Genomic DNA, 21,466 nt, shown 5'->3' on the forward strand with positions numbered 1-21,466 from the left:
CCCTGTGACACGACGCGGCCGTGATCACTTCACGAACACCATGTCCGGGTACCTCGGGGACGGTCCCTCCAGCAGTCGACCGCTGCCGCCGCGCAGCCAGTGGTCGAAGTAGGCGGAGACGTAGGCCTCGTTGGTGCGTATAGCGGTGGCCGGGTCGATGGTGCCGATGTCGTGGGCACGCTCGCAGGGCCGCAGACGCAGCTGGGGCACGAGTGCCTCCGCGTCGGTGAACGAGCTGTGCTCGGAGCCGAGCAGGGTCAGCTGTCGGTTCCATCCCGGGGTGTGGGCGCGGAACGCCTGCCAGCCGGGTCCGGTGTCGGTCGTGCCGTCCTTGCCCATGAACAGGAAGGGCCGGTCGAGGCCATGCCGGGCGACCGGCATCAGCGAGCCGTCGAGGTTGGTCAGATTGCCGTCCATGTCGATGCCGGCGCTGATCCGGTGGTCGGCGTCCATGGCCAGTGCCGCGGCGGTGCCGCCCATCGAATGGCCGAACATGCCCACCTCGGTAACGTCCAGCGCGCCGACCAGACCCTTCGGCAGGGGCTGTCCGTCGGCGTCGGGATTCCGTCCGCTGTTCAGCTCCTGGAGTTGGTCCAGGACGAAACCGGTGTCGGCGACCCGGACGTCCAGCGCCTTGCGCACGAAGGCGTCGTGGTCCGAGGGCAGCGCCAGCGTGGCGAGGGAGCCGTCCGGGAACTCGACCTCGGGCGACTCGTAGGTGTTGTCGACGGTGACGACCGCATAGCCACGGCCGGCCAGATCGGCCGCCAGCGTCGTGCCCCAGGTCCGCGGTTCGCCGAGTCCCGGGGAATACAGCACGACGGGAAGCCGTCCACCGCGGCCGGCGGCCACGGGGGCGCTTCGGGTGACGTGGGTGACGGTGCGGGCCCAGTCCGCCCGGCCGGCCGGGACGTGCAGGTCGAGGTACCCGTCCGCCGTGACGTCGTCGAAGTGGGCGGCGGCCGCAGGCAGCATGTACGGGGCCGGCGGGTGGCCGGCCGTGTGGGCCGCCGGGTAGTACACACTGGCCATCAACTCGTGCCGCACCTTGCCGGCATGCCACGGATCCGGCCGTGAGTGGTCCACCAGGTGCAGGTTCACCTCCCCGACCCGGTACCGGCCGGAGGGGGCGGGAAGGGAGAGCGGCTGTGCGGACGACGGAGCCGGGGCGGCACGGGTGTCCGCGGCGGCGGGAAGAGCGGCGGTCAGTGTGCAGAGCGCGGCGACGGCGCAGGCGGCAAGCGCCCGGCGGGGGGTGACCCTGCGGCGCTCGCGCGGGAGCTGGTTCGTCATGGATCAAGCCTGACGGCTCGTCGGCTTCCCGCGCATCCGGGAACTCCCCCGATCCTGTCCCTCAGGGTATCCGTAGGGGTCTGCCCGATGGCCCGCACCAAGAGGCGGACCTCGTCGGCGATTTCACGCGCGATCGTGCCCCGGCCCGGCCCGATGACCAGGCCGAGCGGCTCGGTACGGCAACGCGAGTAGAGGGCCGGTGCGGCCCCGGACCGGCGGTCCGGCTCGCGGAGGAGCCAACCGGCCGTCCCCGACGGCCCCGTTGCGTCGGCCTCACGTGCCGTCGATGCGGCCCAGCAGCTCGCAGGCTTCGACGGTGCGGCAACGGCGGGAGCCGAACGCGGCCTGACAGGAGTCGAAGGTGGCCGTGCCCCGGGTGCGGGCCTCGGCCTCGCGGCCCAGCCCGAGGGGGCGTTGGCGACGGCCGGCTCGACAGCACCGGTCTCCGCCCGGCCGAGCTCAGCGGGCATCTTCCGACACAGCCTGCCGGCCCGCTCCGCCTCGGCGAGGGCCTCGTCGTGGCGGCCCGGGCCGTTGAGGCTGCGTGTCAGGCCGACTTGCAGGACCAGCGCCGGCGTGCCCGGTTCCCGGTGGGCGGCGGGCGTCTCGCGGGCGAGGGCCTCGGCCTCCTCGTGGCCGCCCTGCTTGTCGAGCGCGAAGATCAGCCCGTTCCGGGCCGCTCCCGCGATGAGCCGTATCCCGGGCCCCGTACCGCGGTCGGCGATCCGGGCGACGGCCGCGCACTCGGCATGCTGTGTGAGTGTTGTCAGCGTGTCGGCGCGGTCCGAGCGAAGTTCGGGCGTCGTCGGGTGCTCGGCCCGAAGGTTTTGCGGAACACCGGCGGCAGTTCGTCGTAGGCGGCGAAGGCCTCGGCGTGGCGGACCTGGGCGCCCCTCGCCGTTGCGGCGACGCACCGTGCCGGCGGTGCGACGGAATCGCGAGGCAGCACGGACCGGGCCTCGGCCACGGCGAGCGCCTCGGTCCCCGGCTCGGCTCAGCGGCCGGCCAGGCAGAGGGCCATGGCCTGGGCCATCGCGGAGGGCGCGGTCGATCCCCCGCCTCGTCTGCCGCGCGGCCGGAGGACTTTCACGGCGGGAGCACACCAATGCCGTGCAGTCGGGCTTCGAGGCGGCGTCGACAGCGGGCCGGGAGCGGCCGCGCTGCGACCCGTCCCTCAGCTGCCGGGCCCATGGCCGGTGTGCGCGGTGCGCAGGCCGGTGATCAGGAGTTCCACCAGTCGCCGTGCGTCGTAGCGAGGATCGCTCTCCGCGCCGATGCAGAGGTTGCCGACGCCGCGCATCAGCTCGTAGGCCGGCAGATCGGAGCGGATCTCGCCGGCGGCGGCCGCCGCTTCGAGCAGTTCGGTGCAGACGGGCACGAGGCGGTCGAGGAAATAGGTGTGCAGGGCATCGAAGCCGGCGTTGTCGGACTTGAGCACAGCGGCGAGGCCGTGCTTGGTGACCAGGAAATCGACGAAGAGGCTGATCCACCGGCCGAGGGCGGCATGGGGCGTGGCGCTGGACGCGAGCAGGGCGGGACCCGCCTCGGCCAGGCTCTCCACCTGGTGGCGGTAGACGGCGATGATCAGGTCCGAGCGTGTCGGGAAGTGGCGGTAGATCGTGCCCACCCCGACCCCGGCCCGGGCCGCGATGTCACGTACCGGTGCCTCGACGCCCGAGCTGACGAAGACCGCCGCGGCCGCGTCGAGCAGCGTCTCCTTGTTGCGCCGGGCGTCGCTCCGCTTGGACCGGGCTGCCTGCCCCGCTCCCTCGCCGCTGCCGTTCACCGCGCCGCTCCTTCCACGCCCTGCTTGCTAAACGGAACAGCGTTCCGTATCGTGATTAACGGAACGATGTTCCGCTTCTTATGATGTCAGAGCGCCGGTCGACGGCCAAGCCGAGCCGAGCCCTCGCCACGACCTTCCCCAACCCTGATCAACTTCCGCGACGCTCCCTTCCCCGCAACGAGGAGACACGGTCATGCAGTACCGCACCCTGGGCCGCACCGGCGTGCAGGTCAGTTCCCTCGCGCTCGGCGCGATGAACTTCGGCCGGATCGGACGCACCACTCAGGACGAGGTCACCGCCCTCGTCGATGCCGCTCTGGAGAGCGGGATCAACCTCATCGACACCGCCGACATGTACGGCGACGGCGAGTCGGAGGAGATGGTCGGCAAGGCCGTCGCCGGCCGCCGCGACGACATCCTCCTGGCGACGAAGGCGGGCATGCCCATGGGTGACGAGCGCAACCACCGGGGCAGTTCCCGCCGCTGGCTGGTCACCGCGCTCGACAACAGCCTGCGCCGGCTCGGCGTGGACCACGTCGACCTCTACCAGATCCATCGATGGGACCCGGACACCGGCGACGAGGAGACGCTGTCGACGCTGACCGACCTGCAACGCGCCGGGAAGATCCGCTACTTCGGATCCTCGACCTTCCCGGCGTACCGGATCGTCCAGGCCCAGTGGGCGGCCCGCGAGCACCGCTTGAGCCGCTACGTCACCGAACAGCCCAGCTATTCCATCCTGCAGCGCGGCATCGAGAGCCATGTGCTGCCCGTGGCCGAGGAGTACGGGCTCGGTGTGCTGGCGTGGAGCCCCCTGTCCTCGGGCTGGCTGTCGGGGGCGATCCGCGAGGGCCGGGACATCGGCACCCACCGCTCGGCGTTCCTGCCGCAGCGCTTCGACCTCGCCGTCCCCGCCAACAGGGCCAGACTCGAAGCCGTCGAGCGCCTGTCCCGGGTCGCCGACGAGGCCGGACTCACGATGATCCAGCTCGCGCTCGGCTTCGTGACCGCGCATCCCGCCGTGACCGGCGCGCTCATCGGTCCCCGCACACCGGAACACCTGCGTTCGCAACTGGCCGCAGCCGACACGGTGTTGTCGGCCGACGTGCTCGACGCGATCGACGCGATCGTGGCCCCAGGCGTCGATCTGGCCCCCGAGGAGAAGCACGACACCCCGCCCGCGCTGCTCGATCCGTCACTGCGGCGCCGATGAGCGCCGCAGGGCAGAAGTCATGCGCTGACACGCACTCGACCTTGTGAACCCAGCCCCCGTGGCGAAAGGACCGACAGCCCATGCCGCGACCGACCCGGCCTCGTTTCGGAATCATGACCGCCCCCTCGCAGGTCGACTACCACGACGTGCTGCGGGTCTGGCGCGAGGCGGACGCGATACCGGAGATCGAGCACGCGTGGTTGTTCGATCACCTCATGCCGATCTTCGGCGACCCGGACGGCCCGGCGTACGAGGGCTGGACGCTGCTCTCGGCCCTCGCCGCCCACACCCGACGCCTGCGCATCGGTGTGCTTGTGACCAGCAACCGGTTCCGGCCACCCGCGCTGCTGGCCAAGATCGCCACGACCGTCGACATCGTGTCCGGCGGGCGGCTCGACTTCGGCATCGGCGTCGGTTCACGCCCCGGTCATCCCCTGGCCCGGCGCGAGTACGCGGCACACGGACTGCCCTTCCACGACTCGGCGCACGCCGTGGAGAGCCTCGCCGAGGCGTGCACGGTGATCCGGCGGTTGTGGACGGAACGCGCGCCCTTCGACTTCCACGGCACCCACCACCGTCTCACCGGAGCGTTCGGCAACCCCAAACCCGTCCAGCGCCCCCACCCGCCGATCCTCATCGGCGGCCGCTCGTCCGCGACGCTGCGCGTGGTCGCCGAGCACGCCGACCTGTGGAACATCCCCGGCGGCGACATCGACGACGTCGTCCGCCGCAGTGCCCTGCTGGACCGCTACTGCGCCGAGATCGGCCGCGACCCCGCCTCGGTCACCCGCTCGATCCAACTGCCCGTCGACTACGACCGGCCCGGTGGCACCCGGGACGCGATCGGGGATGCGGTCGACGCCGGCTTCCGGCACATCGTCCTCGGACTGCCGTCGCCGTACCCCGGCGGCGTGGTGCGCTGGGTCGCCGACGAGTTCATCCGCCCGTCGGCCTGAGCGGCCCCGTGGGCACAGCGGCCCGCTCAACTCCTTTGCCCCGCAGGCCCGTCGACGGTAGTTTCGCGCACGTGTCCGCTACTCCACGCCTCCCCGGACTGACGCTGGCCGAGGCGGACCAGTTGGTGCAAGCCGCGTTGGATGTCGGTGCGGAGCGAGGCTTCCCGCCGCTGGCGGTGGCCGTTGTCGACGTCGCCGGGGAGGTGATCGTCCTGCGACGGGCCGACGGCGGCATGCCTATGACCAGCCGGATCGCCGTGGCCAAGGCGCGCACCGCGCTCCTCGCGCTGCGCTCCTCCGGCGAGATCGAACTGCCCGGCGGGATCGTCGACGGCATCCAGCATCTCTACGGCGGCGACTTCGTCCCGTGGGCCGGCGGTGTTCTGATCACCGACGGTGAGGTGATCCTCGGCGCCGCTGGTGCCTCCGGTGCCCATGCTCTGGAGGACGAAGAGGCCGTGGGGACGGCAGTGCGGCAGTGGCAGGGGCGCGGTCCCGTCACATAGCCCGCGCCTTCGGGGGCGGAAGATCGCCGCACACCGCATGGTAGTTTCGAATTCAACAACTGTAGGGTGGTGATCACAGACCGCACCCCGAGGAGGCCACGTTGACCACTCCCGTCCAGGCCGGCACCGCGCGGCGGATCTTCGTCGACAAGCAGAGCCCCAAGGCGTACCACGCGCTGGTGCAGACCTCCGAGGTGGTCCGGGCGACCGCCGCCGAAGCCGGGCTCGACCGCACCCTGGTGGAGCTGGTCAACCTCCGCGTGTCGCAGATCAACGGCTGCGCGTACTGCCTGCACCTGCACACCCGCGCCGCGCTGCGGGCCGGCGACACCCCGGACCGCCTCGGCGTGCTGGCCGCCTGGCGGGACACCGAGCTGTTCACCCCCGCCGAACGGGCCGCCCTGGCACTGGCCGAGGCGACCACGGCCGCCGCCGACGCCGATGCGCAGGACACCGCCTACGCGGCGGCCCGGGAGGTGCTCACCGACGATCAGACGGCAGCGGTGATCTGGGTGGCCGTCACCATCAACGCGTTCAACCGGGTGTCGATCATGAGCCGGCATCCGGTGCGTGCGGAGCGGTGACGGCAGTCGAGCGCGGTCGGGGCCGCCGCCCTTGAGGCGGGGCCTGGCCGATCGTCTCCAGCAACCGGGCGACCAGGGGGCTGCGGTCGTTCCGGCGCCATGCGACGGCGACCCGTGTACGGGCGGTGCCCGGATCGACCGGGCGGAAGGCGACGCCCCTGAGCCGGATGCGGCGGATGCTCGCCGGGGCCACGGACACCCCCAGCCCGGTCTCCACCAGGGCGCACACGGTCTGCCACTCCACCGCGTGCTGTGAGATCCGGGGGCTGAACCCCACCTCCTCGCACAGGCCGGTGATCCGGTCGTACAACCGTGGACCGACCGCGCGCGGCAACAGGACGAACGGCTCGCCCGCCAATCGCTCGAGCGGCACCGTCCGCCGGGCGGCCAGCGGGTGCGCCGTCGGCAGCACGGCCACGAACGGCTCGCTGAGCACGGTCCTGAAATCCAGCTCGGATGCGTCGGGCGGGGGTTCCCGCAGCAGCCCGATGTCGATCGTCCGCTCGCGCAGGGCGTCGAGCTGAGGTGCCGTGGTCATCTCGCGGATGTCGAGATCGGCGTCGGGGAACCGCTGCCGGAAGTCGCGCAGCAGGCCTGGCAGGACGGTCAGGGCCAGTGACGCGGCGAAGCCGATCCGCAGCCGCCCGGACCGCCCGCTGCCGGCGGCCCGTGCCGCGGCCAGCCCGTCGGCGAGCCCGGCCAGCGTCTGCCGGGCGGCCGGCAGCAGGGCGCGGCCGGCCGGGGTGAGCGTCACGCGCCCCGGTTCACGGTCGAAGAGCGCGTACCCGACCTTCTCCTCCAGCCGGCGGACCTGCTGGCTCAGCGGGGGCTGGGCGATGCCCAGACGGGTGGCGGCGTGGCCGAAGTGGAGTTCCTCGGCGAGCACGACGAAGGCGTGCAACTGCGGCAGCGGAAGTTCGGGCCGGTCCATATCCTCAGAGATATCACTTCATGCCAGTGCTTGTATTAGACGTATCGACGCTGGTCACCTAGCGTTCCGCGCATGACAGAGCGACGTGCGATCCTCAGTGGCTCGGCCTTCGAGGAGCAGATCGGGTATGCCCGTGCGGTGGTCGACGGCGACTGGGTGCATGTGTCCGGGACGACCGGGTTCGACTACACCACCATGACGATCTCGGACGACGTGGTGGAGCAGGCCGAGCAGTGCCTGCGCAACATCGAGGCCGCGCTCACCGAGGCGACGTGCACGTTCGCCGATGTGGTCCGGGTGCGCTATCTGCTGCCGGACCGCGCCGACTTCGAGCCCTGCTGGCCCGTGCTGCGCCGCTGCTTCGGCGGGATCCGCCCGGCCGCGACCATGCTGGAGTGCGGACTCGCCGACCCGCGTATGAAGATCGAGATCGAGGTGTACGCCCGCCGCAACGCCGGTTGACCCCGGTGCCGCAGGGCCCGGCCACGATCAGGACCTCGCACTCGGCCCGGGCCGGCGTCGGTGGGCCGCTTCGCCCTCGGCGGCTCCCAGGCACGGCCGGCCACCGGCCGCGACCGGTTCTGCGGCCCGCCCGGATGCCGCTGCGCGACGCGGTCGGCTCCGACCGGCGGAACTTGGCCTTGAGCGCCGGTGCGTCCCTGAACGTTTCGGGAGGGCCGATCAGCCATCCTCCGTACGCGGCCCGTCGGTGTCCACGCCACCCCGCGAACGCTTCGCGGGGCGCAGGAACGCCGCCCAGCCGCCGTCCGGCTTCTCGCCGACCTCGAGGGTGCGCAGCTTCGCGAGGATCCCGGGGTCCTGGGCGTCGAGCCAGTCGACGAACTGCCGGAAGGAGACCAGGCGTACGTCCTCCTGACCGGCGATCTGCCTGAGGGCCTCCTCGGCCGCGTCCATGTAGATGCCGCCGTTCCACTCCTCGAAGTGGTTGCCGATGAACATCGGCGCCCGGTTCGTCTCGTACGCCCGCTGGAACCCGGCCGCGTACGCCTGTGCCGCCTGGGTGCGCCAGTAGGGGTAGTTGGAGGAGGGCCCCCGGGTGGAGTTCTTGGACTGGTTCGCCAGCATGTTGTAGTCCATGGAGAGCACCTCGAACGTGTGTCCCGGAAAGGGGATGCTCTGCAGTGGAAGGTCCCACACCCCCTCCCGCTTCCTCGGCCAGCGCTGCACTCCGCCCGGCGAGGAGGCGTCGTAGCGCCACCCCAGTTCACGCGCGACGGGCAGCAGGTTCTCCTGTCCGAGCAGGCACGGGGTGCGGCCGCCCACGAGCTCCTTGTCGTAGTCGAACGGCAGGGGTGGATCGTCCTGCCAGCCGGTGTTGGTGCGCCAGGACTTGACGAACTCCCGTGCCTGCAGGATCTCCGAACGCCACTGTGCGGGTGTCCAGTTGGCCACCGATCCGGCACCGGTGCAGAAGTGACCGTTGAAGTGCGTGCCGATCTCGTGGCCGTCGAGCCAGGCCTGGCGCACGTACTTCAGTGTGGCCCCGAGGTGTTCGTCGGTGAGGTAGCCGATGTCGGAGGCGCCCACCGGGTTGTTCGGCGGATCGTAGAGCCGCTTCTTCTCCTCCGGCAGGAGGTAGAGGCCGGACAGGAAGAACGTCATGTGCGCGCCGTGGGCGCGGGCGAGCTCCAGGAAGCGCGGGAACAGTCCGGTGCCCAGCTCGCCGGCGCCGTCCCAGGAGAACACCACGAACTGCGGTGGTGTCTCGCCGGGTTCGAGGGCCACGGGCGGCTCCGGCTGGTGCGGCTGCCGTCCGGTGTACGCAGTCGAGCCGTCCCCGATCAGCCGTGGTGCCCCGTGCAGGGGCTCCGACCCGAGCGAGCCGCCCTGTCCGTCGTGCCCACCGCACGCGGCGAACGAGGCGGCGGCCGCACCGAGGCCGGCATACAGGCCGAGGCGCGCCACGCTCCGGCGGCTGATTTCCGTCATCGCCATCCCAACCCGCGCCCTGCCACGACGCGTTCTGCGCCCCCTCGGTCGATTCCCGATAGCTTGCACCATAGGACCGATAAGTGTATTAAGTGGTCATTCTGGTGCGGTGTGGCGTGCACAGGGGGTCTCAAGCAGCGCTCGCGTCACCCGGTCGGTCCTGTGGCGCACGGCCCGGTTGCGGCATTCACGGGATCTCGGGGCCGATGCCGTGGCCCGCGAGCCGGGTGAGCAGTGCGGTGCGGGTCGCCGACGGCAGCACGTACGCTGCGCTCGCGCCGCCGCGCTCCTGTCCGTATATGCGGGTGAAGGTGTTCCTGTGTTTACCGCTGTCATGCCCGAGGGCGACGGAGTCTTGCGGGCTCGTTGGCGGACCGAGCCGACGCCGAACGACCGGAACTGGCCCCTCCGCCACTCCAAGGGGTGATCGCAGATCACGACGGCTCTGGCGGTGCGGCGGCCGTAGTGGTGCGAGCAGCGGTCGCAAGGGGGGAGTTCCCAGGTGGACAGACTTCTGCTGCGGGAGATCGGATGGCGGTCGGTGATCGCACGGATGGCGGTCACCGCGGACGGTGGCGGTGGGGCCGCCGGCGGGAGGCACCGCATGTGCCCGACACGCGCGTACGGACCCGGGCGTACCGGTTGTCGCCGTCCGTCCCCCTCTTTCTCGTTCAGGGCAGGCTCATGTCGCCAGGTGTCTCTCCTCCGCCGCGACCGGCACCACGGTGATGTGCTGGACGGCCCGGCTGAGGACCACCACGCCCATGACGATCAGCAGGGCACCGCACACCTCCGGTACGAGCCACCAGCCCGTGCGGATCCGTTCCTCGAACAGGGTGATGCCGAGGGCCAGGCTGATCACCGCGTCGCCGATGGTCAGCGCCGGCTGGGCCGCGGCCAGCGGACCGGCCTGGAGCGCGTTCTCCAGCAGGACCACGGCGGCGACGCCGGCGAGCGCGAAGCCGTAGGTCTGCCAGGCTCGCAGGAACGCCGTGAAGCCGTGGTCGGCGAAGGTTCCGCTGGCCGATTTCAGCAGTGCGGCGGTCAGCGCGTTCCCCGCGGCGGAGGCGGCGGCCAGCAGCGCGGCGCGCCGGGCCGGCGACCGGCCCCGGCCGGACAGCAGAACGGCCGCGGCCATGCCGCCGACGCACAGGCACAGCGCCGGGATCCAGCGGGTGAGCGGGGCATGGTCGGCGGCGCCGTGCGGGGCGGCGGCGATCAGGAGTACGGCGAGGCCCGCCACGCAACCGCCGACGCCCCACCAGCCCGAGTGGGGCAGCCGCCGGTGCATCAGCGGCGCGGCGACGAGCAGCGCGAAGGGCAGCTCCAGGATGAAGAGCGGCTGCACCAGTGCGAGCGGGCCGTTGACCAGGGCCAGGCTCTGGAACAGCGCGGCGCCGACGACACCGCACATGCCGATCACCCACAGGGGCCGGCGCACCAGTTCCGCGAGCAGCCGGACTCCGCTGCGGCTGCTCGCGGACGCGGCCTTGCGCTGGAAGGCGGTGCCCACGGCGTTGCTCGCCGCTCCCGCGACGGCGAACGCCGCGGCCAGTTCGATCACGACCGTCTCCTGACTGCGGGCGGCCTCCCGGAGGGAGCTTCCGGTCCTTTCAGCCTACGGAAGGCCGGGCCAGGCCGCCGGATCTGGGCGCGCAGGGCCCGGTCGCGGCAGGGACGACCGCCCCGCGGCCGTCTCGGCGGTCCCGGCCGCCGCGGCGGCGGCGAGGCGGCCCCGCCCGATGATCGGCGGGCGGGGCCGGGGGAGCGGTGATTCAGCCCAGGGTCAGGTCGTCGGCGTAGACCGCGCCCTGGCCGTACCAGCCGTGCACGTACACCGTGACCGTGCCCGAGGTGCCGGTCGTGAACGGCACCGAGAGCTTCGACCACGACGAGGACGAGGCCCAGGTGCTGGCCGTCGCACCACCGCTGACGCCGAGGTACGCGTACGGGCCCTGCACCCAGCCGCTCAGCGTGTAGGAGGTGTTCGGCTTGAGCGTCAGGGTCTGTGCGCACTGGCCGGTCTGTGAGGCGGTCGGTGCGGTCTTGAGAGCGTGGGATCCGCCGTGCACGGGGGAGGAGACCACCGTGGCCCCGGAGTCGCAGGTCCACGGCGTGAGCGAGCCGGTCTCGAAGTCGCCGTTGCCGAGGACGGCCGTGCCCCCGGACCCGTTGACCGTCAGGGTGAGCGTGGAGCTGTGCCGGTTCGAGCCCGCGGTGCCGGTGACGGTCAGGGGATAGGTGCCGGGCGCCGTCGTGGCGCTGGTCTTCACCGTGAGTGTGGCGCTGCCGCCCGCGGTGACCGACGACGGGCTCAGTGAGGCGGTCACCCCGCTCGGGGCGCCGCTCACCGTCAGACCGACCGTCTGTGCGCTGCCGGAGGTGACCGAGGTCCTCACCGTCGCGGTCGCGGTCGCGCCGGGGTCGACGGAGGCGGTGGCGGGGGAGAGGGAGACCGAGAAGTCGTTGGCCGGCGGGGTCGTCGTACCGCCGGTGAAGGGTGCGAAGGTGTGGGTGAAGTACCACGTGTCCTGAGCGATGCCGGAGCAGGTGTCGGAGGCGCCGGAACCCGGGCAGCCGCCGTTGTCGCGCTGGAGGGCCCAGAAGGAGAGGGTGTTGATGCCCTTGGCGACCGCCCAGTCGTACACCGTGGTCGCGTCGGCGGTGGTGAAGGTCTCCGCCGGGCCGTAGTCGTCCACGCCGGGCATCTCGGTGACGCCGACCGTGTTCCACAGCTGACTGTCCGACAGGTTCGGGTAAAGTTCGGCCAGTTGGTCGTGCAGTCCGCTCGCGGCCGTCTCGGTGTCGGTGGCCATGTGGTGGGTGGCACCGTCGTAGTAGTCGAACGTCATGATGTTGACGACATCGATCCTGGCGCCCGCGTTCTTCGCGCTGCGCAGCACGGCGAGACCGCTGTCGGCGAGCCCCGTCGTCGTGGTCGGCAGGGTGTAGGAGAACTGCACCGAGCGGCCGTTGGCGGCGGCCCAGTCCTCCACCTTCTTGATCGCCTGGTTGCGGCGGTCGATGCCGGCGGTGTCGGTGAGGGAGTTGTCCTCGACGTCCATGTCGAGCCGGGAGACGTCGTAGGTGGTGATGATCTTCTCGTACGCGGCGGCGATGGAGTCCACGCTCGTGCAGCTGTCGGCGATCTCCGTGCCGGCGTGGTCGGCGCCGTAACCGCCGAGCGAGGGGATCACGTCGCCGCCGCGCGAGCGGATGGTGGTGAAGTCGGCGCCGAAGACGGAGGAGGTGACGGGCGTGCTGGTGTCGCCGTTCCAGTAGGGGGTGCAGGAGCCCTTCGTGTCGGCCTGCAGGAAGGCCATGGTCAGGTACTTGGCGCCGGAGGCCTGGGACAGCGCGGCGGGGCTGTCGCCGCTGTAGGCCTCGAAGTAGGGCGCGAAGACGTGCGTGGGCAGCGGGGTCGCCGCGTGCGCGGTGCCCCCGGTCCCCACGGCGAGTCCTGCGGAGGCGGCCAGGGTGGCCAGGCCTGCGAGAAGGGCGCGTACGGGTCTCGGACGTGTCATCGGTACTCCCGGATGGCGAACGACACTGTGCGGCCCGGCCGGGGCTATTGGTCTAGGCCATGATTGGTCTGGACCAAACGCCGGTCAAGGTGCGGGGTCCGCCTTTTACGTGTTCATGAGAGAACCGACCGGGCGGCTCGGGGCGGAAGTCGAGGGAGCGGCACCCGTACGGCGCCGCTCCTGACGACCTTCCTCCGCTCAGGTGGCGCGGGTCCCGCCGCCGCGGCGGATACGGCCCAGCAGATCCCGGTGATAGGCGGCGAGTTGCCCGGCGGGCACGGGGGCGGGGCCGCCGGCGAGGGTGTACCAGGTGTCGCTGCCCGAGTGCTGGACGGCGACACGCACGCTGTGACCGTCGGACAGCAGGATGGTCGCCACGGTGAGGTCGCCGGTGATGGCGCCGACCTCGTCCGTCATCGCCCCGCCCGGTCCGGCGGTGACCCGGTCGACGTAACTGTTGATGCTGGGTGGGTTGTTCATGGGTCGCACGTTTCCATCCATCGGGTCGGCCGGACGGGCAGCGCGCAGGTGTCGCCCGGGTGTGTCCCCGGGTTGGGCGTGTGGGCGTGGCTCTGCGTGCCTCAGCCGAACAGCGGGAACCGGTCCGCCGCCGCACCCAGCGCGGCGCGTTCGGCAGGGGTGAGCGCCGCCCGGCCGGTGCCCACGCGCGCGTAGTGCTCGTCGGACCACTCGGGGAACACGGGCCGGCCGAGCAGACCGTCCAGGGTTGCGCGGACCGCGGCCAGCCCCTCGGGCGCCGGGCCCGGCGCGTCCGGGAGCCGGACGGTGAGGTCCAGGTGGTGGACGGTCGCCTCCACCGCGAGGGTGATCAGCAGCTCGCCGGCCGCCAGCACGTGTCCCTGCGTGCCGACGTGCTGGGCGGGGTCGGCGGCGTCCGCCGCGTGCACGGCCGCCGCCAGCGTCTCCAGATAGAGGTCCTGGAGCTGGCCGAAGTCGAGGAACATGCTCGCGTTCACCCGCACCCAGCGCCGGCCGCTGGCCGCCCCGGTGGTGTTCGGTGCCCAGTCCTGCCAGTACGTCACCGAGTCCCGGTCCGCCGGTCCCGGCACCGGTGTGTGCAGGGCCACCAGAGCGCGCTGGGCGTCGTGCAGACAGTGGAAGACGAGGTCGCGGACCGCCCACCCGGTGCAGGCGGTCGGCAGCCACGACTCCTCGTCACCGAGGTCCGCGACGACCGCCGAGGCGGCCTCGTAGGCAGCCCGCAACGTCCGCGCCGGTCCGGCGGCATCCGCTGAACCCACCTGCGCCGAACTCATCCGTCCCCCTGTTCGTCCGCCGTACAGGGTGTCACACCCTGCTCGAGGTCGCCGTGTCCGCCGACAGCCGCTGGGCTACGTAGATCGGGACGACCGAGAGCAGGACGAGCACGGCGGCCACGACGTTCACCACTGGTGCCTGCTGCGGCCGGGTCATGTTGTCGAAGATCCAGATCGGGAGGGTCTCGATGCCGGGTCCCGCGGTGAACGTGGTGACCACGATCTCGTCGAAGGAGAGGGCGAACGCGAGCAGACCGCCGGCCAGCAGCGCCGAGCGGACCAGGGGGAAGGTGACGTCGGCGAAGGCACGGAAGGTGGTCGCGCCGAGGTCCATGGCCGCCTCCTCGTACGAGCCGGCCGTACGGCGCAGCCGGGCCACCACGTTGTTGAAGACCACCACGATGCAGAAGGTGGCGTGGCCGACGATCACCGTGAACAGCCCGAGCCCCACGCCCAGCGGTTGCAGCACCGTGCTGAAGGCCGAGTTGAGGGCGATGCCGGTGACGATGCCGGGCAGCGCGATCGGCAGGACCACGACGAACGACACCGTGTCGCGGCCGAAGAAGCGGTGCCGGGCCACGGCGAACGCGACGAGCGTACCCAGGACCAGTGCGATCGCGGTGGCCCCGAGTCCCGCCTTGACCGAGACCCACAGCGCCTGCCGGGCACCCGCGTCGTGCGCCGCCACCGACCACCAGTGCCAGGTCAGCCCCGGTGGAGGCCAGCTCGCACTGCGGTCCGGACTCAGCGAGTTCACGAGGACGAGCAGCAGCGGGACGTAGATCACCGCGAAGCCGAGCGCGGCGCCGGCGCGCAGGGCGATGCGCGCGGTGCGGCTGAGATGCATGGCTCTCCTCTTTCGGAGTGGTTCCGGCGCGTTTCCGGCGAGTCGGACGGCTACAGGCTGTTCAGGGCACCCGTGCGGCGGATCGCCAGCAGGTACAGGACGATCACCACGACGGGTACGGTGCCGAGCGCGGCGGCCATGGGCAGGTTGAGTTCGATGTTGGAGTACACGAGGTTGCCGATCAGCTGCGTCTTGCCGCCGACGATCTGCACGGTGATGTAGTCCCCGAGGCTGAGCGAGAAGGTGAACACCGAGCCGGCCGCGACCGACGGCAGCACCATCGGCAGCACCACCGAGCGGAAGGTCCGCCAGGCCCGCGCGCCGAGGTCGGCCGAGGCGTCGAGCAGACTGGCGGGGAGCTGTTCGAGCGCCGTGTGGATCGGCAGGATCATGTACGGCAGCCACAGGTACGTCAGGGTGAGGACCGTGGCCGGCAGGCCGAAGCCGGGGCCGCTCAGCCCGAACGGCGCCAGCATCCAGTCGGCGAGGCCGCCCTCGGACAGGATGAGCCGCCAGGCGTACACCTTGACCAGGTAACTCGCCCACAGGGGAGTCAGGATGGCGACCACGAGCAGCGGACGCCACTTCGGCCGGGCCACGCGCGCGGTGTAGAAGGCGACCGGGAAGGCGATCACCGCGCACAGCACGGTCACCGCGAGCGCCACGCCGACACTGCGCAGGATCACCTGACGGAAGACGGGCGTGGTGAACAACTCGTGGAAGTTGTCCGTCGACCAGACCTTCACCACCTGCGAGGTGAAGGAGTTCGTCGTCCAGAAGGCGGAGACGAACAGGACCGCCAGGGAGCCGAGGTAGAGGACGGCGAGCCACAGCAGCGGGGCGGTGAGCAGCAGGGTCAGCCGCAGCCGGGGCCTGCGGTGCAGGCTTCCGGCCAGCCGCCGGACGGTTCCCCGGCCGGCGGCGGTCGTCACGTCGGTCGCCACGGCTCAGCCCTTGATCTCGGTCCAGGCCTGCACCCACTGGGCGTACGGAACGCACTTCACGTCCTTGCGGCCGTCGAGGCACTGCTCGATGGGCGTGTTCCAGAAGGCGATCCTCTTCCAGTAGCTCTCGTCGGCCGCGTGGTAGACGGTGCAGAAGTTCTTGTCACTGGTCTCGGCGCACGCCTTGGAGTTGGCCGGTGCCTCGCCGAAGTACTCGGCGACCTGGGCGTTGACCTTGGGCGAGACGATCCAGTTCAGCCATTTGTAGGCGCAGTTGGGGTGCTTGGCCTTGCTGTACACCATCCAGGTGTCCGACCAGCCGGTCGAACCCTCCTTCGGCACGAACGCCTTGACCCTGGCGCCCTCGGAGGCGGCGAGGCTGGCGATGACCTGCCAGGTGGTGCCCACCACCGAGTCACCGCTCTTGAAGGCGGAGACCTCCTTCAGATAATCGCTCCAGTACTCGCCGACGCTCTTGTTCTGCTGCTTGAGCAGGGCCACGGCCGCGTCGAACTGCTTCTGGTCGAGCGCGTACGGGTCCTTGATCTTCAACTCGGGCTTGGTGGCCTTCAGATAGAGGGCCGCGTCGGCGATGTAGATCGGAGAGTCGTACGCCGTGACGTGTCCCTTGTGCTGGGCGGCGTCGTCGAAGACGGCGGACCAGGACGTCGGCGCGGGCTTGACCTTCTCCGTGTTGTACATCAGCAGGTTGGCGCCCCGGCCGTGCGGGATGCCGTACATCTGGCCCTTCACCGAGTTCCAGGCGCCGTTCTTGAGCCCGCTGAAGATGTCCTTGTAGTTGGGGACCAGGGCGGTGTTCACGGGTGCCGCGTCGCCGGAGGCGATCAGGCGCAGGGAGGCGTCGCCGGAGGCGGAGACGGCGTCGTACTCGCCGGTCTTCATCAGCTTGACCATCTCGTCCGAGCTCGCGGCGACCTTGGAGTGCACCTGGCAGCCCGTCTGCTTCTCGAAGTCGCTGACCCAGTTCACCTTCGGGTCGTTGGAGCCGTCCTCGACGTACCCGGCCCAGGCGACCAGGTTGACCTGGCCCTCCGTCTTGCCGAGCTTCGTCGGGGCTTTGAGGTCGGGCGGGTTGAGTCCGGTGGCCGAGGAGCCGCCGGAGCCGGAGGAGTCGCAGGCGGCGGCGAGCAGCAGTGCGGCGGCACAGGCCGCGACGCGCAGGGGACGGGTGAGACGCACGGCGTTCTCCATGGGGACGTAGAGACGGGTGAGAGCGGTCAGGAGGGCAGCCGGACAGCGTGCCGGCGGTGCCATGTCAGGCGGACCCGGGTGCCGCGGTAGGCGGCCACGTCCTCGGAGGAGGTCTCCAGGTTCTGCTGGAGCGCGGTGAGCCGGCCGCCGCCGTCGAGGTCGACGAGGAAGCGGGTGGCGTCGCCGAGGTAGACCACCTCGGCGACGGTTCCGGTCGCGGTGGCGTGCTCGGGCTCGTCCGCCTCGGCGGACTCCTTCAGGACGCGGATCTTCTCCGGCCGGATGTTGTACGTGTCCGGGGTGCCGACGATCCGGTGGGCCGTCTCTCCGTCGAGCAGGTTCGAGGTGCCGACGAACGAGGCGACGAAGGGGGTGGCCGGCCGCTCGTAGATCTCCGCGGGTGTGCCGACCTGGGCGATGCGGCCCTGGTCGAAGACGGCGATGCGGTCGCTCATCGTCAGGGCCTCGTCCTGGTCGTGGGTGACGAAGACGAAGGTGATGCCGACCTCCCGCTGGATCGCCTTCAGCTCCACCTGCATCTGCTCGCGCAGCTTCAGGTCGAGGGCGCCCAGCGGCTCGTCCAGCAGCAGCACCCGGGGCCGGCCGACGAGCGCGCGGGCGAGGGCGACGCGCTGACGCTGCCCGCCGGAGAGCTGGGCCGGGCGCCGCTGGCCGTAGCCCTCGAGACGGACCTCGGCGAGGGCCTTGCGGGCGCGGACGAGCCGTTCGGCCTTGGGTACCTTGCGCACCTTCAGCCCGTAGGCGACGTTCTGCTCGACCGTCATGTGCGGGAAGAGGGCGTAGTCCTGGAAGACCGTGTGGACGTCCCGCTCGAACGGGGCGAGGCCCGTGACCTCCTGTCCGGCGAGTTCTATCCGGCCCTGGTCCGGTGTATCGAAGCCGGCGACGAGCCGGAGGACCGTGGTCTTGCCGGATCCTGAGGGGCCGAGCATGGAGAAGAACTCCCCGTCCCGGATCTCCAGGTCGACTCCGGCCACGGCGGTCGTCTCACCGAACGACTTCCGCAGGTCCTGCAGCCGGATCGCAATCCCCTCCATGCGGGAACCTTTCTGGCGCGCTGAACGTTGACGGCAAACATATGAAGTCATAGTTCTAAGCTCAAGGTCCCGTTGAGGTAAAGCTTGAGTCAATGCACGAGGTGGTGACCGTGAGACAGCAGGAGATGGACGGCCGGGCCCGCAGGGCCGTCTTCAGCCCGGTGGACAACCGGGCCCGCGTGGACACGGTCGTCCGCCGCATCGGCGACGCCATCGAGCTGGGCCTTCTGGCCGACGGCGAGCAACTCCCCGGCGAGAGCGAACTGGCCGGACAGTTGGGCGTCTCCACGGTCACGCTGCGCGAAGCGCTCATGGCCCTGCGGCAGCAGGGCCTGGTCACCACCCGCCGGGGGCGCGGCGGCGGCAGCTTCGTCTCCCTCCCCGAAGTCCCGGCCGACGACCGGCTGAGGGCCCGGCTCGCCGGCTGGAGCACCGAGGAGCTGCGCGACCTGGGCGACCACTGGGCCGCCCTGTCGGGCGCCGCCGCCCGGCTCGCCGCCCAGCGCACCGAACCCGAGGACCTGCGTCAACTCCGCAGGACCGCCGAGGAGTTGGCACGCGCCGGCGACACGGCGGCACGCAGCCGGCTGTACGGCCGCTTCCACGTCGAACTCGCCGCGGCAGCCCAGTCCGCCCGGCTCACCCGCGAACAGGTCGCCCTGCAGAGGGAGATCGGCGCACTGCTGTGCCTCGTCCTGGCCGACGACGCATATCGTGAAGAAGTTGCGGACCGTCACCGCTCCGTGATCTCCGCCGTGCAAGATGGGGCCCACGAAACGGCCGGCACGCCGGCCGAGCGGTGCGTCAGGGAGTCGACGGCGCGGCTCGTCGCCGTACGCCTCGCCCTCTGACCGCGCCGCGTCAGGTTCCCGTCCGCTGGAGGACACCATGGGCTGGAGCCCCGGAGGCGCCACCCTCGGCACGGACACGGAGACATGGGTGGCCGCACAGGTCGGTGGTGCGCTGGAGGCAGTCTTCGAGACCGTCGCCACCACCCGCACCGCCACCGAGGCCCTGCTCGGCCGGGTGGTCGCCGAGGGCCGGCGGCCCACCAGCGCCGACCTCGCCGCCCTGCGCCCCGGCCTGCATGCCCACCTGACCCGGGAGCAACTCGTCTCCGGCGTCGGCTTCGTCGCGGCCCCCGGCCTGCTGACGGACGTGCCCGCCTGGCTGGAGTGGTGGCAGTCCACCGCCGACGGCGAGGTACGCCCGCTCCTGCTCGACCTCGATCCCGGCCAGTCGGCCTACTCCGACTACACGCACTGGGACTGGTTCGCACTGCCCCGCGACACCGGGCGCCGGGCGGTCGCCGGACCGTACGTCGACTACCTCTGCTCCGACGAGTACAGCCTCACCCTGTCCGAACCCGTCCGGATCCGGGGCGGCTTCGCCGGAGTGGCCGCCGCCGACGTCTACCTGCGGCACTTCGAGACGGCCGTCCTCCCGCTGCTGCGGCGCCTGCCCCGCCCCGCCCACCTCGTCAACGCCCGGGGCCGGGTCGCCGCCTCCGCCGACCCCGCCCACCTGGCCGGCTCCCTCACCAAGGGCCCGGACTTCGGTGAACTGCTCAGTGCGGCACGCCCCGGCGCGTACGACGGCATGCGCCTGGTGCCGTGCCGGGGCGTGCCCCTCGTCCTGGTGCTCGTCTGAGCCGGCGGAGGCGGGCCGCTCAGTCGCGGGCGTCCTTCCGGTACGGCACCCGGGCCAGCTCGTGCACCTCGCCCACCGTGCCCCACTCGTTCGCGCCCAGCCGGGACAGCGGACGCAGCCGCCGGATGTCGGGGTGGCCGTCCACCAGTACGTCCTCGCGGACGGCGGCGTGCACGACCCGGCCGAACACCACCGTCGAATCGCCGAGGCGCAGCGTCGAGTGCAGCAGGCATTCGAGGGCGACCGGAGACGCGGCCACGCGTGGTGGCCGCACCCGCAGCGACGGCTCCCGCTCGATGCCGACGGCGTCGAACTCACCCCGGTCGCGGGGGAAGTCGGTCGCCGTCGCGTTGATCTGGGCGAAGAGCGGCTCGGGGGCGAAGTTGACGACGAACTCGCCGGTCTCCTCGACATTGCGCAAGGAGTCCTTCCGTCCCACGGACGTGAACTGGACGACGGGCGGATCGGTGCAGGCGACGGTGAAGAAGGAGTGCGGTGCCAGGTTCGCCGTCGCGCCGTCCGGCGCGAGGGTGGAGACCCAGGCGATCGGCCGGGGTACGACGACGGCCGTGAGCAGACGGTAGAACGCTCCGGTCCCCATGGACTCGGGTGAGTAGTCGACGCGCATGACAGCACGCTAAGCGGTACCGCCGAGGGCCGGGCCCGCCACCCCACCCGTTGATCACGACGGACGTGGGCCCTAGGGTGCGAGGGCATCGCACGAAGATCCCGGTCAAGGAGTCCGGTCACCATCACCCCGTACCTCGCCCCTCGCACACGCGCCGCTGCGGCCGTGGGCCGGGGACTCGGCGCCGCGCCCGCACCAGGCCTCGTCCTGGGCGGGATCCTCGGCCTGCAGGGCGGCGCCGCGCTGACGACCCGCCTCTACCCCGCGGTGGGACCGGCCGGCGTGGTGACCCTGCGGCTGGCCATCGCCGCGCTCGTCCTCACCGCGCTGTGGCGGCCCCGGATCCACGGCGACCGGGCGACCCTCGGCATCGCGGCCGCCGCCGGCTCCCTGCTCGCCCTCCATCACCTCGCCTACTACGAGGCGGTCGCCCGGCTGCCGTTGGGCGCCGCCACCACCCTGGAGTTCCTCGGCCCGTTCGCCATCGCGCTGTGCGGGTCGCGCCGCGCCCCCGACCTGCTGTGGGCGGGTCTCGCCGGCACCGGCGTCCTCCTGCTCGGCCGCAGCGGTACGGCCCTGGACGCCACCGGCGTCGCCTGCGCCGCCGTCGCCGGATGCTGCTGGGGCGGCTACATCCTGGTCGGCAAACGGCTGGCCGACCGCGTCCCCGACGGCGGCGGACTCGCGCTCGCCGTCACCTGGGGAGCGCTGCTCAGCCTGCCGTACGGCGTCAGGCAGGCCGGCACCCGTCTCCTGGACCCAGGCACCCTCGCCGTGGCCACGGCGGTGGCCGTCCTGTCCAGCGTCGTGCCCTACACCTTCCAGCTGGAGGCCCTGCGCCGCCTCACGCCACGCGCCTTCGGCGTCCTCACCAGTCTGGAACCGGCGATCGGCGCGCTGATCGGGTTGCTCTTGCTGGGGCAGCACCTGGCGGCGGCCCAGTGGGCGGGGGTGGCGGCGGTGGCGGTCGCCTCGGTGGGGGCGACGCGTGGGGAGGGGGCGGGCGAGACACGCAGCGGGTGCGAGGGGGCCGAGGCAGCCCGGGAGTGAGCGGGCGGGCGGCGCGGAGTATCACGCGCACACTCCAGTCGAGTCGGCCCAGGGACG

21 protein-coding genes are annotated in these 21,466 nt (G+C 71.6%); 8 read left to right on the forward strand and 13 right to left on the reverse strand.

Annotated elements, in window-relative coordinates; genetic code table 11:
• Positions 1 to 24: 24 nt before the first annotated feature.
• The gene (locus AB0L59_RS10545; RefSeq protein ID WP_365581492.1) at positions 25 to 1,293 is read right to left on the reverse strand and encodes a Tat pathway signal protein; all 1,269 of its coding nucleotides are present in this window, start codon (positions 1,291 to 1,293) and stop codon (positions 25 to 27) included.
• Between the two features lie 1,174 nt (positions 1,294 to 2,467).
• Complete coding sequence (locus AB0L59_RS10550) at positions 2,468 to 3,079, reverse strand: TetR/AcrR family transcriptional regulator (protein ID WP_365581494.1); 612 nt, start codon at positions 3,077 to 3,079, stop codon at positions 2,468 to 2,470.
• A gap of 193 nt (positions 3,080 to 3,272) precedes the next feature.
• Here AB0L59_RS10550 and AB0L59_RS10555 point away from each other — a divergent pair, with 193 nt between their 5' ends.
• The 4 genes from AB0L59_RS10555 to AB0L59_RS10570 all read left to right on the forward strand — a co-directional run bounded on the left by AB0L59_RS10555 (position 3,273) and on the right by AB0L59_RS10570 (position 6,338).
• Complete coding sequence (locus AB0L59_RS10555; protein WP_365581495.1) at positions 3,273 to 4,292, forward strand: aldo/keto reductase; 1,020 nt, start codon at positions 3,273 to 3,275, stop codon at positions 4,290 to 4,292.
• An 80-nt stretch (positions 4,293 to 4,372) separates the two neighbouring features.
• Entirely contained in the window at positions 4,373 to 5,248 is an 876-nt protein-coding gene (locus tag AB0L59_RS10560) for an LLM class flavin-dependent oxidoreductase (protein WP_365581496.1), read from the forward strand.
• Between the two features lie 71 nt (positions 5,249 to 5,319).
• Positions 5,320 to 5,754 carry a heme-binding protein gene (locus AB0L59_RS10565; protein ID WP_365581498.1) on the forward strand — a complete coding sequence of 145 codons (435 nt, stop codon included), beginning with the start codon at positions 5,320 to 5,322 and terminating at the stop codon, positions 5,752 to 5,754.
• A gap of 101 nt (positions 5,755 to 5,855) precedes the next feature.
• Complete coding sequence (locus AB0L59_RS10570; protein ID WP_365581500.1) at positions 5,856 to 6,338, forward strand: carboxymuconolactone decarboxylase family protein; 483 nt, start codon at positions 5,856 to 5,858, stop codon at positions 6,336 to 6,338.
• Here AB0L59_RS10570 and AB0L59_RS10575 read toward each other — a convergent pair.
• Positions 6,304 to 7,269 (reverse strand): LysR family transcriptional regulator, encoded by a 966-nt coding sequence (locus AB0L59_RS10575; RefSeq protein WP_365581502.1) that lies wholly within the window; start codon positions 7,267 to 7,269, stop codon positions 6,304 to 6,306. The two genes, AB0L59_RS10570 and AB0L59_RS10575, sit on opposite strands and share 35 nt — an antisense overlap.
• A 72-nt stretch (positions 7,270 to 7,341) precedes the next feature.
• Between AB0L59_RS10575 and AB0L59_RS10580 the strand changes: the two genes are divergently transcribed.
• On the forward strand, positions 7,342 to 7,731 hold the full coding sequence (locus AB0L59_RS10580) for a RidA family protein (RefSeq protein ID WP_365581503.1): 390 nt from the start codon (positions 7,342 to 7,344) through the stop codon (positions 7,729 to 7,731).
• A gap of 219 nt (positions 7,732 to 7,950) precedes the next feature.
• Here the strand turns inward: AB0L59_RS10580 and AB0L59_RS10585 are convergent, their stop codons facing one another.
• From AB0L59_RS10585 to AB0L59_RS10625, 9 genes are all read right to left on the reverse strand, one after another.
• Positions 7,951 to 9,219 (reverse strand): hypothetical protein, encoded by a 1,269-nt coding sequence (locus AB0L59_RS10585; protein WP_365581505.1) that lies wholly within the window; start codon positions 9,217 to 9,219, stop codon positions 7,951 to 7,953.
• A gap of 682 nt (positions 9,220 to 9,901) precedes the next feature.
• Positions 9,902 to 10,783 carry a DMT family transporter gene (locus tag AB0L59_RS10590; RefSeq protein WP_365581506.1) on the reverse strand — a complete coding sequence of 294 codons (882 nt, stop codon included), beginning with the start codon at positions 10,781 to 10,783 and terminating at the stop codon, positions 9,902 to 9,904.
• A gap of 211 nt (positions 10,784 to 10,994) precedes the next feature.
• A complete protein-coding gene (locus AB0L59_RS10595) occupies positions 10,995 to 12,743 on the reverse strand; it encodes a carbohydrate binding domain-containing protein (RefSeq protein WP_365581507.1) in 1,749 nt (582 codons plus the stop codon).
• 198 nt (positions 12,744 to 12,941) lie between these two features.
• Entirely contained in the window at positions 12,942 to 13,223 is a 282-nt protein-coding gene (locus AB0L59_RS10600; RefSeq protein WP_365581509.1) for a hypothetical protein, read from the reverse strand.
• 101 nt (positions 13,224 to 13,324) lie between these two features.
• Entirely contained in the window at positions 13,325 to 14,020 is a 696-nt protein-coding gene (locus AB0L59_RS10605) for a maleylpyruvate isomerase N-terminal domain-containing protein (protein WP_365581511.1), read from the reverse strand.
• A gap of 31 nt (positions 14,021 to 14,051) precedes the next feature.
• The gene (locus AB0L59_RS10610) at positions 14,052 to 14,867 is read right to left on the reverse strand and encodes an ABC transporter permease (protein WP_365581513.1); all 816 of its coding nucleotides are present in this window, start codon (positions 14,865 to 14,867) and stop codon (positions 14,052 to 14,054) included.
• Between the two features lie 50 nt (positions 14,868 to 14,917).
• Complete coding sequence (locus AB0L59_RS10615) at positions 14,918 to 15,811, reverse strand: ABC transporter permease (protein WP_365581515.1); 894 nt, start codon at positions 15,809 to 15,811, stop codon at positions 14,918 to 14,920.
• A 3-nt stretch (positions 15,812 to 15,814) separates the two neighbouring features.
• Positions 15,815 to 17,023: an ABC transporter substrate-binding protein gene (locus AB0L59_RS10620; RefSeq protein WP_365581628.1), complete on the reverse strand. Its 1,209-nt coding sequence runs from the start codon at positions 17,021 to 17,023 to the stop codon at positions 15,815 to 15,817.
• A gap of 26 nt (positions 17,024 to 17,049) precedes the next feature.
• A complete protein-coding gene (locus AB0L59_RS10625; protein ID WP_365581517.1) occupies positions 17,050 to 18,081 on the reverse strand; it encodes an ABC transporter ATP-binding protein in 1,032 nt (343 codons plus the stop codon).
• A 110-nt stretch (positions 18,082 to 18,191) separates the two neighbouring features.
• Here AB0L59_RS10625 and AB0L59_RS10630 point away from each other — a divergent pair, with 110 nt between their 5' ends.
• Both AB0L59_RS10630 and AB0L59_RS10635 read left to right on the forward strand, forming a co-directional pair.
• Positions 18,192 to 18,932 carry a GntR family transcriptional regulator gene (locus AB0L59_RS10630; protein WP_365581518.1) on the forward strand — a complete coding sequence of 247 codons (741 nt, stop codon included), beginning with the start codon at positions 18,192 to 18,194 and terminating at the stop codon, positions 18,930 to 18,932.
• Positions 18,933 to 18,969: 37 nt separating this feature from the next.
• Positions 18,970 to 19,731, forward strand: a complete 762-nt coding sequence (locus AB0L59_RS10635; protein ID WP_365581520.1) for a cache domain-containing protein — start codon at positions 18,970 to 18,972, stop codon at positions 19,729 to 19,731.
• Positions 19,732 to 19,750: 19 nt separating this feature from the next.
• Here the strand turns inward: AB0L59_RS10635 and AB0L59_RS10640 are convergent, their stop codons facing one another.
• Entirely contained in the window at positions 19,751 to 20,359 is a 609-nt protein-coding gene (locus AB0L59_RS10640; protein ID WP_365581521.1) for a flavin reductase family protein, read from the reverse strand.
• Positions 20,360 to 20,524: 165 nt separating this feature from the next.
• Between AB0L59_RS10640 and AB0L59_RS10645 the strand changes: the two genes are divergently transcribed.
• Entirely contained in the window at positions 20,525 to 21,409 is an 885-nt protein-coding gene (locus AB0L59_RS10645) for an EamA family transporter (RefSeq protein ID WP_365581522.1), read from the forward strand.
• The last annotated feature ends 57 nt before the right edge of the window (positions 21,410 to 21,466 follow it).

The organism is Streptomyces sp. NPDC052109 (genome assembly GCF_040680195.1).
GTDB lineage: Bacteria > Actinomycetota > Actinomycetes > Streptomycetales > Streptomycetaceae > Streptomyces.